This window comes from Ramlibacter sp. (assembly GCF_035706265.1).
In the GTDB taxonomy this organism is placed as follows: Bacteria; Pseudomonadota; Gammaproteobacteria; order Burkholderiales; family Burkholderiaceae_C; genus Ramlibacter.
In genome coordinates this window covers 1-11,754 of the sequence record NZ_DASSVG010000527.1, presented here as the reverse complement: position 1 = coordinate 11,754, position 11,754 = coordinate 1, and the positions used below count along the sequence as shown (strand labels likewise).

The following is an 11,754-nucleotide window of genomic DNA, read 5'->3' as shown; positions in this document are numbered from 1 at the left end:
GGGCCTGGCCCTTCCCAATTTCCACAAGCTGCTGCGGCGGCTGGTGCCCGAGTCCAGCGACGAGGGCGATCCGCGCAGCCTCTCCACGCCGCACGAGCGCGTGCTGGCGCGCGCCCAGGGCCTGGAGCCGGTCGACGGCCTGATCCCGCTGGCCGCCCTGCAGGTGCAGAAGTCCGGCGGCGAGGCCGGCACCGAGGGCTGGGCCTGGATCACACCGGCGTACTGGCGCGTGGGCCAGGACCACATCGACATGGCGCACCCGCAGGAGCTGCAGCTCGATGGCGACGACTCGCGCGCGCTGCTGGCCGCCATGCAACCCTGGTTCGCGGAGGACGGCATCGCGCTGGAGTACGAGGCGCCGATGCGCTGGCTGGCGCGCGGCGCCCTCTTCCGCGATCTGCCGAGCGCCTCGCTGGACCGCGTGATCGGCCACCGCATCGACGACGCCTGGATGCCCGGCGGCGAGGCCGGGCGGCCCCTGCGCCGGCTGCAGCAGGAAATGCAGATGCTGCTCTACACCCTGCCGCTGAACGAGGAGCGCGAGCGCGGCGGCCTGCTGCCGGTCAACTCCTACTGGGTCAGCGCCACCGGCGCGCTGCCGCCCCGGCATGAACTGCGTTCGACCACCGGCCTGCAGGTCACGCCCTACCTGCGCGACGCGGCCCTGCTGGGCGACTGGCACGGCTGGGCCGAGGCCTGGCAGCAACTCGATGCACGCGACGGCGTCCGGCTGCTGGGTGAAATCGATCGCGGCAGCACCGTGCGGCTCACGCTGTGCGGCGAGGCCGGCGCGCGCACCTGGACTTCGGTCGGCGGCGGCGGCTGGCGCCGTCTCGCCGGCCTGTTCGGCGGCCCCACGGTGGTCGAAGCGATGGAGGGCCTGTGAAGATCATCCCGCGCGACGTCCCGCCCCGCGCTGCCTGGTCGCTGGAGCAGGCCGGCATCCATCCGCTGCTGGCGCGCCTCTATGCGGCGCGCGGCGTGCTCACGCGCGAAGAGCTGGACAACGGGCTCGCGCGGCTGCTGCCGCCTGCGGGCCTGAAGGGCGCGGAAGATGCCGCGGTGCTGCTGGCCGATGCCATCGCGGCCGGCCAGCGCATCTGCATCGTGGCCGACTACGACTGCGACGGCGCCACGGCCTGTGCCGTGGCCGTGCGCGGGCTGCGCCTGCTGGGCGCGCGCGACGTCACCTACCTGGTGCCGGACCGGGTGGTCGACGGCTACGGCCTCACGCCGGCCATCGCCAAGCGCGTGCACGCCACCGGCGCCCACGTGCTGCTGACGGTGGACAACGGCATTGCCAGCATCGAGGGCGTAGCCGCGGCGCGCGCGCTGGGCCTGCAGGTGCTGGTGACCGACCACCACCTGCCCGCCGCGGTGCTGCCGCAGGACGCGCTGATCGTCAACCCGAACCAGCCGGGCTGCGGCTTCGAGAGCAAGTCGATCGCCGGCGTCGGCGTGATGTTCTACGTGCTGCTGGCGCTGCGGGCCGAACTGCGCGCGCGCGGCGCGTTCGACGCTGCGCAGCAGCCCAAGCTCGATGCGCTGCTGCCGCTGGTGGCGCTGGGCACGGTGGCCGACGTGGTGAAGCTCGATGCCAACAACCGGCGCCTGGTGGCGCAGGGGCTGCGCCGCATCCGCGCCGGCGCCCTGCCCTGCGGACTGGCCAGCCTGTTCACGGTGGCCGGCCGCAAGCCCGAGGCCGCGACCACCTTCGACTTCGGCTTCGCGCTCGGGCCGCGCATCAACGCGGCCGGGCGGCTGGCCGACATGACCATCGGCATCGAGTGCCTGCTCACCGACGATGCGGCGCGGGCGGACGAACTGGCGCGGGCGCTGGACGGCATCAACCGCGAGCGGCGCGAGATCGAGGGCGACATGCGCGAGCAGGCCATCGCGCTGGCCGAGGCGCTGTTCGAGGAAGGTGAGGAGCCGCCACCGGCGATCTGCGTGTTCGATCCCGATTTCCACGAGGGCGTGGTCGGCATCGTCGCCTCGCGCATCAAGGACACGCTGCACCGCCCCACCTTCGTGTTCGCGGCCAGCCAGGCGCCCGGGCGCGAACACGAGCTCAAGGGCTCGGGCCGCTCCATCCCCGGCTTCCACCTGCGCGACGCGCTGGACCTGGTGGCCAAGCGCCATCCCGGCGTGCTGCTGCGCTTCGGCGGCCATGCGATGGCCGCCGGCTGCTCGATCGCCGAGGAGCACTTCGAGGTCTTCGAGCAGGCGCTGGCCCAGGTGGCGCAGGAGTGGCTGGATGCCGCCACGCTGCTGCGGCGGCTGCACACCGACGGCCCGCTGGCGCGCGAATACTGCCGGCCGGACCTGGTCGACACGCTGCACGGCGAGGTGTGGGGCCAGGGCTTCGCGCCGCCTGTGTTCAGCGAAGAGGTGGAGGTCGTCTCGCAGCGGCTGGTGGGCGAGAAGCACCTGGCGCTCAAGATCCGCCACCAGGGCCAGCCCATGGAGGCGATCTGGTTCGGCCACACGCAGCCGCTGCCGGCGAAGGTGAAGATCGCCTTCCGGCTCGAGGCGGACGAGTGGCAGGGCGCCCGCCGCGTGCGCTTCCTGCTCGAAGGCGCGGAGTTGTAGACAGCTCAGCCGCTCTTCACCCTTCCCCTGCGCCCCATAAGCCGCCATCATCCGGGTCCATGGCCCGGAAGAACGCCTTCTACGCGCAGTCCGGCGGGGTCACCGCCGTCATCAACGCATCGGCCTGCGGCGTCATCGAGACGGCGCGCGCCCACCGCGACCGCATCGGCAAGGTCTTCGCCGGGCGCGACGGCATCATCGGGGCGCTCACGGAGGACCTGATCGACACCGGCAAGGAGTCGCCCGCGGCCATCGCGCGCCTGCGCAACACGCCCGGCGGCGCCTTCGGTTCCTGCCGCTACAAGCTCAAGTCGGTGGAGGGCAACCGGCGCGAGTACCAGCGCCTGATCGAGGTGTTCGCGGCGCACGACATCGGGTTCTTCTTCTACAACGGCGGCGGCGATTCGGCCGACACCTGCCTCAAGGTGAGCCAGCTCGCCGAGGCCATGGGCTACCCGATCCAGGCGATCCACGTGCCCAAGACGGTGGACAACGACCTGCCGCTCACCGACTGCAGCCCCGGTTTCGGCTCGGTGGCCAAGTACGTGGCGATCTCGGCGCTGGAGGCATCGCTGGACGTGCGCTCGATGGCGCGCACCTCCACCAAGGTGTTCGTGCTGGAGGTGATGGGGCGCCACGCCGGCTGGATCGCGGCGGCCGGCGGCCTGATCGAGGACCAGGGCGTGCCCGTGGTCGTGCTGTTCCCCGAGATCCCGTTCGAGGAGGAGAAATTCCTGGCGCGGGTGGAGGAGCTGGTGGCGCGGTACGGCTTCTGCACCGTGGTCGTCTCCGAGGGCGCGCACCACGCGGACGGCCGCTTCCTCGCCCAGCAGGGCCCGCGCGACGCCTTCGGCCACGAACAGCTGGGGGGCGCGGCCCCGGTGGTAGCGCGGATGATCCGGCACGGGCTCGGCCACAAGTTCCACTGGGCGGTGGCCGACTACCTGCAGCGCGCCGCGCGCCACATCGCCTCGACCACCGATGCGCGCCATGCCTACGAGGTGGGCGCGGCCGCTGTCGAACTCGCGCTGGCGGGCCACAACGCCGTGATGCCCACCATCGAGCGCATCAGCGACAAGCCTTACCGCTACCGCTTCGGCATGGCGCCGCTGGCCGAAGTGGCCAACGTGGAGAAGTTCATGCCGCGCCAGTACATCACCGACGACGGCTTCTGCATCACCGAACCCTGCAAGGCCTACCTGCGCCCGCTGATCCGGGGGGAGGACTATCCGCAGTACAAGGATGGTGTCCCGGTGTACGCGACGCTGAAGAACGTGGCCGTGCCGCGCAAGCTCGCGACCTTCGACATCCACTGAGCGATCAGGCCGTCCCGAGCACCGGCATCGCGGAGTGCTGCGGATCGTCGAAATAGGCGAACAGGCGGGCTGCGATGGCGGCCAGTTCCGGATCGTCCATCGCCCGCGCGCACGCGAGCTGCCACATCGCATATTCGCGGTCGCCCAGCATCATGTCGGTGTGGACGCAGCGGCCGTGCCCCGCCATCAGCAGCGCGAAGCTCGCCAGCAGGTCGGTAGGGCAGTAGCGGGGATTGGCATCGACGGGCTGATCCTCGTCGGACGCCTCGAGCGAAGCGCCGGAAGCGCCGGCACGTGCTGCGCCGGTGGCCATGTGCAATCGGCTCATGGCACCCTCAGCGATAGCTGAAACTGACCGGGACGGCGCCGGTGGCGGCGGGATGGTCTTGCGGCTGCGCGGGCTGCGCGCTCGCCTGGGTGCGTGGCGAGCAGCTCGCGATGGTGGACCCGGGGATGTACTGCAGGCAATCCGCCAGCGCCATCTGCTGGATCACCGACTCGTTGTGGCGCGCTTCGGCCTTGCGCACCTGGTGGCTGCAAAGAAGCCAGAACGCGAACAACTGCCCCATCGCCACGCCCGCCAGGAGCATCCACCACCAGCGGCTGCGCGATGCGGAATCGGGAGCGGCTGCAGGATGCGTCAGGGTCGACATGGCGGACTTCCTCGGGTGGATTTCATCCTAGGCCCCCGCCTGCCGTCGCGCCAGCGTGGCAAGCGCGACATGGTGTAGGACAAATTCTTCACGCGGCAGCGAAGCCATGACGTCCATGATCCGCCGACCGCATGCAGGCACAAGCCCATTGGGGGTGAACCCGGTCGCACGCTGCAGCGCCGCACACGCGTGTTGCGCGGCGGCTACCGTACAGGGTCGGGAGCTGCTCGGCCGTGGAGGCGAGCGAAGCGAGCGCCCACGTGAGTGGGGGAATCAGGCCTTTGGCAGCGTCACGCCGTGCTGGCCCTGGTACTTGCCGCCGCGGTCCTTGTAGCTCACGGCGCACTCCTCGTCGCTCTCGAAGAAGAGGACCTGCGCGCAGCCCTCGCCGGCGTAGATCTTGGCCGGCAGCGGTGTGGTGTTGGAGAACTCCAGCGTCACGTAGCCTTCCCATTCCGGCTCGAAGGGCGTGACGTTGACGATGATGCCGCAGCGCGCGTAGGTGCTCTTGCCCAGGCAGATGGTCAGCACGTTGCGCGGGATGCGGAAGTACTCCAGCGTGCGCGCGAGCGCGAAGCTGTTGGGCGGGATGATGCAGGAGTCGCCGTGGAAATCGACGAAGCTCTTCTCGTCGAAGGCCTTCGGGTCCACCACCGTGCTGTGGATGTTGGTGAAGACCTTGAATTCGGGCGCGCAGCGGATGTCGTAGCCGTAGCTCGAGGTGCCGTAGCTGATCACGCGCCGGCCTTCCACCTCGCGCACCTGCCCCGGCTCGAACGGATCGATCAGGCCATGCTGTTCCGCCATCCGGCGGATCCACTTGTCGCTCTTGATGCTCATGGGGACTCCTGGGGAGATTGTAGGCTGGCGCTGAGAGCGAAGCCGAAGCCCTGCGATGCGGATCCCGTAGGCTGGCGCTGAGCGCGAAGCCGAAGCCCAGCGATGCGCGAGCGCAGCGGAGCGCTGGGCTTTCGCTATCGCTCCAGCACCAGCCTACGAATCCGCGCCAGCCTTCGCTGGCGCGCCATCCACATACACCCGCTCCACCACCCGGTCGTCCCCCAGCACGATCAGCGCGAACAGCAGTTCGCCGAGATTGCGCGCATGCTGCGTGCGGCGCGCCAGCAGCGGCGTGGCCTGCGGATCGAGCACCACGAAATCCGCCTCGCAGCCGGGGCGCAGGTTGCCGACCACGCCTTCCAGGCCCAGGGCCTGGGCGGCGCCGGCCGTGTGCTGCCACCACAGGTTCTCCGGCGCGAGGCTCACGCCCGGCTTGGTCCTGCCTTCGCGGCCCACGTAGTAGGCGGCAAGCATGGTGTGGAAGGGGCTGAAGCTGGTGCCGCCGCCTACGTCGCTCGCCAGCCCGTGGCGGAAGCCGACGCGGCGCGCGCCTTCGTAGTCGAAGAAGCCGCTGCCCAGGAACAGGTTGCTGGTGGGGCTCACGGCCGCGGCGGCACCGGTGTCGCGCAGCAGCGCGCGGTCGGTGTCGTCGATGTGGATGCAGTGCGCGTAGACGGCGCGCTCGCGCAGCAGCCCGAATTCCTGGTACACGGAGAGATAGCTGCGCGAGCGCGGGAACAGCTCGCGCACCCAGCGCACCTCGTCCTCGTTCTCCGCCACGTGCGACTGGATCCACACGTCGCCATGCTGCGCGGCGAGTTCGCCGGCGCCGCGCAGCTGCGCCTCGGAGCAGCTCGGCGCGAAGCGCGGCGTGATCGCGTAGCCCAGGCGGCCGCGGCCGTGCCAGCGCCGGATCAGCGCCTCGGTGTCGACCAGGGACTGCTCGGTCTCGTCGCGCACGCCGTCGGGCGAGTGCCGGTCCTGCAGCACCTTGCCGGCGATCATGCGCAGGCCGCGCCGCTCGCTTTCCTCCAGCAGCGCGTCGACCGAGTGCGGATGCGAGGTGCAGAAGGTGAGCGCCGTCGTGACGCCGTTGCGCAGCAGCTCGTCGAGGAACACGTCCGCCATGGCGATCGCATGCGCGTGGTCGGCGAAGCGCGCCTCGTGCGGGAAGGTGTAGTCCTCCAGCCAGGGCAGCAGGCCCGAAGCCGGCGAGCCGATCACGTCCGTCTGCGGAAAGTGCACGTGCAGGTCGAGGAAGCCCGGCGCGAGGATGCGCCCCGGCAGCTCGGTGACGGCGACGCCGGCATGGTCGGCCGCCAGCACCGCGTAGGCGCCGGCGGCGCGGATCACCTTGCGGCCGGCCGCATCGGGGCCGACGACCAGCAGGCCGTCGGGCTCGTAGCGGGCGGTGCCGTCGTCGTCGAAGGAAAGGAGCGCTGCGCGAAATGCCTGCATCGCGCTATTTTGCGATCTTGCCCTGCACGCCCGCCACGAGGAAGTTCATTTCGAGGATCTGCGGATCCGTCATCGCCTGGCCCTTGGCGAGCACCAGCTTGCCCTCGTTGTCGGCGATCGGGCCCGTGAAGGGCTTCAGCCGCCCGGCGGCGATGTCGTTCTGGCGCGCCAGCACTTCGTCCTGCACGGCCTTGGGGACCCTGGGCCCGAACCAGCCGACGCGGATCATGCCTTCCTTCACGCCGCCCCAGACGTTGACCGGCTTCCAGCTCCCGTCGAGGACGGCCTGGGTGCGGCGCTTGTAGTAGTCGCTCCACTGGTGCGTCACCGCGAGCACCTGCGCCTGCGGCGCCACCTTGCGCATGTCGGAGTGGTAGGCGATCGCGAGCTTGCCGCGCTCCTGCGCCGCGGCCATCACCGCGGTGGATGCGCTGTGGAAGGACAGCACGTCGGCGCCCTGGTCCATCAGCGCCATCGCGGCATCGCGCTCCTTGCCCGGATCGAACCAGGTGTTGAGCCACACCACCTTCACCTGCGCCTGCGGGTTCACGGAGCGCAGGCCCAGCGTGAAGGCGTTGATGCCCTGCAGCACCTCGGGAATGGGGAAGCCGGCGACGTAGCCGGTGACGTTGCTCTTCGTCATGCGGCCGGCCGCGATGCCCGAGAGATAGCGGCCCTCGTAGTAGCGCGCGTTCGCGGCCGCGACGTTGGGCGCGGTCTTGTAGCCGGTGATCGATTCGAACTTCACCTCGGGATGGTCCTTCGCCACCTTGAGCGTGGGCTCCATGTAGCCGAAGCTGGGCGTGAAGATCAGCTTGTGGCCCTGCGCGACCAGGTCGCGCAGCACGCGTTCGGCGTCGGGGCCTTCGGCCACGTTCTCCACGTAGGAAGTCTTCACGCGGCCGTCGAAGGCGGCCTGCACGGCCTGGCGCGCGGCCTCGTGCTGGTGCACCCAGCCGGCATCGGTGACCGGCGCGACATAGAGGAAGCCGACCTTCAGCGGCTCGTTCTTCTGCGAATGGACGGGGAGGGAAAACGTGAGTGCCGCGAGCGCAATCGCGACGAGGTTTTTGTACATGGTGTTCCTCTACATGGCCCCGGAAAAACTCGGCAAAGAAAAAGGCCGCCGGGGCGCGACCTCTCTTCAGTACGCATTTTACGGCTTCGTCCTACGCAGAGATGCACCAGCGCCGAGGTGCGCGCGCCCACGAGTTGCCTGGCTTTGCGTATAACGAACTCCGAATCGCGAACACCCTTCGGTTCGAGAAAATTCATCACGACAGGGAAAAGAAATGCGCAAGTACAACGGCCGCAGCACCGTTCTCGTCATGGGGGGCGCCGGCTTCCTCGGCAGCCACCTGTGCGACCGGCTCGTCGCGCAAGGCCACCACGTGATCTGTGCCGACAACTTCTTCACCGGCACCAAGGACAACATCGAGCACCTGCTCGACCATCCCCGCTTCGAACTGGTGCGCCACGACGTCACGCTGCCCCTGTACGTGGAAGTCGACGAGATCTACAACCTGGCCTGCCCGGCCTCGCCCGTGCACTACCAGCACGACCCGGTGCAGACCACCAAGACCAGCGTGATCGGCGCCATCAACATGCTGGGCCTGGCCAAGCGCACGCGGGCGCGCATCATGCAGGCCTCGACCAGCGAGGTCTACGGCGACCCGGCCTACCACCCGCAGCCCGAGGGCTACTGGGGCAACGTGAACCCGATCGGCCCGCGCAGCTGCTACGACGAAGGCAAGCGCTGCGCCGAGACGCTCTTCTTCGACTACCACCGGCAGTACAACGTGGACATCCGCGTCTGCCGCATCTTCAACACCTACGGCCCGCGCATGCACCCCAACGACGGCCGGGTGGTTTCCAACTTCATCGTGCAGGCGCTCAAGGGCCAGCCGATCACGGTCTACGGCAAGGGGCAGCAGACGCGCAGCTTCTGCTACGTGGACGACCTGGTGGAAGGCTTCGTGCGCCTCATGGCGCAGGAAGGGCCCTTCCCGGGACCGATCAACCTCGGCAATCCGGGCGAGTTCACCATCCTCTCGCTGGCCAGGCGCGTGATCGAACTCACCGGGTCGAAATCGAAGATCGTGTTCGCCGAGCTGCCGGTGGACGACCCGGTGCGGCGCCGTCCCGACATCACGGTGGCCCAGGAGAAGCTGAACTGGGAGCCGACGGTGCAGCTCTCCGAGGGCCTGAAGAAGACCATCACCTACTTCGACAAGCTGCTCACGCGCGCCGCCGCCACCCACGACGCCGCCAACGTCAAGCCCTCCACGCGCCGCGTCGCGCGCAACGCGGGCGGGCGCCGGGCGGTGCTGGCCGCTTGAGCGAAGCCGCTACCGACAGCGTCGGCGCGGACTGGCTCGCCGCCATGCGGCGCGGCGACTGGGAAGCCGCCTGGCGGGCCACCGACCGCATCGAACTGCCGCGCCGCGACGCGCAACGCGTCGCCGGCTTCGTGCGGGCACCGCAGCAGCTCCGCTGGGACGGCACCCCGCCGGCGGGTCGCTCGGTGCTGGTGCGCTGCGAGCACGGCCTGGGCGACACGCTGCAGTTCATGCGCTTCGTGCCGCTGCTGCAGGCCGCGCACGTGCACTTCCTGGTGCAGCCGCACCTGGTGGCACTGCTGCGCGACGCGCCCGGGCTGGGCGAGGTGCGCAACTACTGGACCGACGATCCGCTGCCGCCGCACGATGTCGACATCGAGGTGATGGAACTGGCGTACGCGCTGCGCATGAACCTGGCCCGTTTGCCGGGGCCGTATCCGCACCTGCACCGGCAACTGCCGCGCGATGCGTCGCTGGAGCTGCCCGACGAGGGCCGGCTGCGCGTCGGCCTCGTGTGGGCGACCAGCGACTGGGATGCGTCGCGCACCGTGCCGCTGGCGGCGCTGGCCCCCGTGCTCGCCTTGAAAGACGTGCAGTTCTTTTCCCTGCAGCAGGGCGAGGCGGCGCAGGATCCGCTGCTGCAGCGGTTCGGCGTCGAGCGCCTGTCGCCGCGCACGACAGCCATCGAACGCGCGGCCGCGGCGATGTGCGCGCTCGACCTGGTGATCTGCGTCGACGGCATGCCGGCGCATCTCTCGGCCGCCCTCGGCCGGCCGACGTGGGTCCTGTTGAAGCACGAGGCGGACTGGCGCTGGATGGAAGGGCGCGAAGACACGCCATGGTATCCGACGATGCGGCTGTTCCGGCAGCCGCGGGCGGGGCATTGGGGAGCGGTCGTCGACCAGCTCGCCGCCGCGCTGCGCGCGGTGGCGGCGGGGTATCGGAGGCGGGCGATAGCGGCGGTGTGAGAGGCATTGCCTTGCGGGCGGCAATGGCGAATTCGTATGCTGGCGCTGACCGCGCGCGAAGCGCGCCGGAAGCCCAGCGCTTCGCGGCGCTCGCGCATCGCTGGGCTTCGGCGCTGACGCGCGCTCAGCACCAGCCTACCTGGAACGCGCACCCCATACCGTCAAGCCGCCCCCACCGAATTCAACAGCCGAACCTGCGCCCACTCCCTGCCCATCGCGATCACGCTGATCGAACACGGCGCGATGTCGAACGACTCCAGGTTGTCGAGCGACAGCCCCAGCACCGTCGCGACCATGGCCTTGATCACGTCCCCGTGCGAGACGACCAGCACATGCTGCTGCGGATGCAATTCCGCCAGCCGCCGCAGGCCCGCGCTCGCGCGCCGCGCCACCTCGGCGAAGGGCTCGCCGCCGGGCGGCTGGGCGCTGCCGCGGTGGGCCAGCCAATGCTTCCAGGCCTCCTGGTCGCGGACTTCGTCGAACGTGCGCCCCTGCCACTCGCCGAGGTCCACCTCGTCGAAGGCGGCTTCCACGCGGATCTCCAGGCCGCGCTGCGCGGCGAGCGGGGCGGCCGTCTGCTGCGTGCGCGGCTGCGGGCTGCAGTAGATCGCGTCGAGCGGCACGCCCTGCAGGCGACGCACCAGGGCCCCGGCCTCTTCGCGGCCCTGTGCATTGAGCGAGACGTCGGGCTGCCGCCCGGCGAAGCCGCGTCCGAGCCAGTCGTGCGCGGCGTGCCGCACGATCGAGAAGGTGGTCGTCACGCCACCGCGGCCAGCCGGCGCTCCTGCTCCACCGGCGTGGTGTTGCCGGCCGCATAGCGCCGCACCATGCGGCCGCAGAACTCCGCGAATTCCTGCGGCACCTGCGGCGCGCTCGTGTGGTGCGGCTGGATGCCGCGGTGCTCGGGCGTGAAGCAGAAGGTGACCGTGACGTCGAAGTCCTCCAGCAGCAGCATCTGCCGGTCGAACCACGCGTCGGCATCGGGACGGTAGCTGTCGGCCCAGGACAGGCCCGTGCGCAGCTTCTTCACGCCCAGTTTCTTGAGCCAGCGCACCGCTTCCTCCAGCCGATGGTCCTCGTAGTGGAACCACTGGCAGATGCCGAATTCCGGCGTGTACTCGGCGAAATGCCGCGCGGCGAGCTTGGGCGAGCCGTCCTCGCGCAGCAGCCCCATGTAGTAGTGCCGGTAGTAGCTCGAGCCCTCCGCCTCGCGGTGGCGCGTGGTCGCGGGCCAGGCCTTGGGCAGGTCGTAGAGCGAGTACCAGTGGACGCGCTGCACGCGGCCGCGCAGCAGTTCGGCGGTGCGCTTCAGGCCGAACTCCTGCACTTCCTCGGCGCCGAAGGTGGAGACGCCCACTTCCGTCACCCACACCGGCAGGTGCGTCACGGCCTCGATCTCGGCGATGCGCTCGGGCCAGATGTGGATCTGCCAGTGGTTCCAGTCCAGCGGGAAGCCATGCACGGCCACCGCATCCACCGCCTCCAGCACGCCCTGGCCCGCCAGGTTCTGGATGAAGGCCGGATCGATGGGCGAGATCCCGCCCAGCACCTTGGTGAGCCCGGGCGCTTCGGCCTGCACGGCCGCACT

General features: G+C 70.1%; 12 protein-coding genes. 5 read left to right on the top strand and 7 right to left on the bottom strand.

Annotated features, from left to right (window positions below; genetic code table 11):
- From VFM98_RS18860 to VFM98_RS18850, 3 genes are all read left to right on the top strand, one after another.
- On the top strand, nucleotides 1–886 hold an 886-nt coding region (locus VFM98_RS18860; RefSeq protein ID WP_325111436.1), incomplete at its 5' end, for a phosphoglycerate mutase.
- The gene (recJ, locus tag VFM98_RS18855; RefSeq protein ID WP_325111435.1) at nucleotides 883–2,592 is read left to right on the top strand and encodes a single-stranded-DNA-specific exonuclease RecJ; all 1,710 of its coding nucleotides are present in this window, start codon (nucleotides 883–885) and stop codon (nucleotides 2,590–2,592) included. The genes VFM98_RS18860 and recJ, both read left to right, overlap by 4 nt.
- 59 nt (nucleotides 2,593–2,651) lie before the next feature.
- On the top strand, nucleotides 2,652–3,908 hold the full coding sequence (locus VFM98_RS18850) for a 6-phosphofructokinase (RefSeq protein ID WP_325111434.1): 1,257 nt from the start codon (nucleotides 2,652–2,654) through the stop codon (nucleotides 3,906–3,908).
- A gap of 4 nt (nucleotides 3,909–3,912) precedes the next feature.
- On the opposite strand, the gene VFM98_RS18845 is transcribed toward VFM98_RS18850, so the two are convergent.
- The 5 genes from VFM98_RS18845 to VFM98_RS18825 all read right to left on the bottom strand — a co-directional run bounded on the left by VFM98_RS18845 (nucleotide 3,913) and on the right by VFM98_RS18825 (nucleotide 7,937).
- Complete coding sequence (locus VFM98_RS18845; RefSeq protein ID WP_325111433.1) at nucleotides 3,913–4,236, bottom strand: hypothetical protein; 324 nt, start codon at nucleotides 4,234–4,236, stop codon at nucleotides 3,913–3,915.
- 7 nt (nucleotides 4,237–4,243) lie between these two features.
- The gene (locus VFM98_RS18840; protein ID WP_325111432.1) at nucleotides 4,244–4,561 is read right to left on the bottom strand and encodes a hypothetical protein; all 318 of its coding nucleotides are present in this window, start codon (nucleotides 4,559–4,561) and stop codon (nucleotides 4,244–4,246) included.
- A 273-nt stretch (nucleotides 4,562–4,834) separates the two neighbouring features.
- Nucleotides 4,835–5,401: a dCTP deaminase gene (dcd, locus tag VFM98_RS18835; protein WP_325111431.1), complete on the bottom strand. Its 567-nt coding sequence runs from the start codon at nucleotides 5,399–5,401 to the stop codon at nucleotides 4,835–4,837.
- 153 nt (nucleotides 5,402–5,554) lie between these two features.
- Nucleotides 5,555–6,859 carry a guanine deaminase gene (guaD, locus tag VFM98_RS18830; RefSeq protein ID WP_325111430.1) on the bottom strand — a complete coding sequence of 435 codons (1,305 nt, stop codon included), beginning with the start codon at nucleotides 6,857–6,859 and terminating at the stop codon, nucleotides 5,555–5,557.
- 4 nt (nucleotides 6,860–6,863) lie between these two features.
- Nucleotides 6,864–7,937, bottom strand: coding sequence for a BMP family ABC transporter substrate-binding protein (locus tag VFM98_RS18825; RefSeq protein ID WP_325111429.1), 1,074 nt, complete (start codon nucleotides 7,935–7,937; stop codon nucleotides 6,864–6,866).
- A gap of 214 nt (nucleotides 7,938–8,151) precedes the next feature.
- Between VFM98_RS18825 and VFM98_RS18820 the strand changes: the two genes are divergently transcribed.
- Nucleotides 8,152–9,198 carry a UDP-glucuronic acid decarboxylase family protein gene (locus VFM98_RS18820; protein WP_325111428.1) on the top strand — a complete coding sequence of 349 codons (1,047 nt, stop codon included), beginning with the start codon at nucleotides 8,152–8,154 and terminating at the stop codon, nucleotides 9,196–9,198.
- Nucleotides 9,195–10,166, top strand: coding sequence for a hypothetical protein (locus VFM98_RS18815; RefSeq protein WP_325111427.1), 972 nt, complete (start codon nucleotides 9,195–9,197; stop codon nucleotides 10,164–10,166). The genes VFM98_RS18820 and VFM98_RS18815 overlap by 4 nt, the downstream gene beginning before the upstream one ends.
- 161 nt (nucleotides 10,167–10,327) lie before the next feature.
- Here VFM98_RS18815 and VFM98_RS18810 read toward each other — a convergent pair whose 3' ends face one another.
- Together VFM98_RS18810 and VFM98_RS18805 are read right to left on the bottom strand one after the other, a co-directional pair.
- Nucleotides 10,328–10,927: a histidine phosphatase family protein gene (locus VFM98_RS18810; RefSeq protein ID WP_325111426.1), complete on the bottom strand. Its 600-nt coding sequence runs from the start codon at nucleotides 10,925–10,927 to the stop codon at nucleotides 10,328–10,330.
- Nucleotides 10,924–11,754, bottom strand: an 831-nt coding sequence (locus tag VFM98_RS18805; RefSeq protein ID WP_325111425.1) for a beta-xylosidase, incomplete at its 5' end; no start/stop codon positions are given. The genes VFM98_RS18805 and VFM98_RS18810, both read right to left, overlap by 4 nt.